Below are 590 nucleotides of genomic sequence, written 5' to 3' on the forward strand. Positions count from 1 at the left end.
GGCTGGTGCAGCAAGAACCGGGTGTTGGGCAGGCAGTACCGCCGCTCGCGGGCGCCGGCCAGGAAGATCAGTGCTCCCGCGCTAGCCACCCAGCCTGTGCCGATCACCCGCACTGGTGCTACCGCATCCACAAAGCGGATCATGTCGTGGATGGTATCGCCGCTCTCGACATGGCCGCCTGGCGAGTTGACGTAGACATCGATGGGCTGGTCCGAAGCACCGGACAAAGCCAGCAACCGGCCGGTCACGTCACGCGCCAGCTTGTCAGTGATTGCACCGAACACCAGCACCTTGCGCTGACCGAGCAGCCGGATTTCGAGTTCGTTGACCGGTGAGGAAAGCGTACGATTGTCGCCGGGTTCACTCGGCTCAGGTCCAATCGGCTCTGGCACCTCCGGATCGTCATCATCGAGCCGGGTAGCAGCCCTAGTCTGATACTGAGCGGCCATGTGGTTCCTCCTGCTCGGTTTGATGAGGGCGTACCTTGGGCAGGGCGTGAGCGGCTTGTCCAGGAGACCGCTACAGAACTGATGGCATGACTGCTCAAAGCGGCGGGGCCGGAAGGCGCCATTCAGGTGCTAGGGCACTCC

1 protein-coding gene is annotated in these 590 nt (G+C 63.2%); it reads right to left on the reverse strand.

Annotated elements, in window-relative coordinates; genetic code table 11:
- Window positions 1-449, reverse strand: a 449-nt coding sequence (locus E2C06_RS36885) for an ATP-dependent Clp protease proteolytic subunit (protein ID WP_193560549.1), incomplete at its 3' end; no start/stop codon positions are given.
- Window positions 450-590: the final 141 nt, after the last annotated feature.

Origin of the sequence: Dankookia rubra, assembly GCF_004355005.1 — a bacterium.
In the GTDB taxonomy this organism is placed as follows: Bacteria; Pseudomonadota; Alphaproteobacteria; order Acetobacterales; family Acetobacteraceae; genus Paracraurococcus; species Paracraurococcus ruber_A.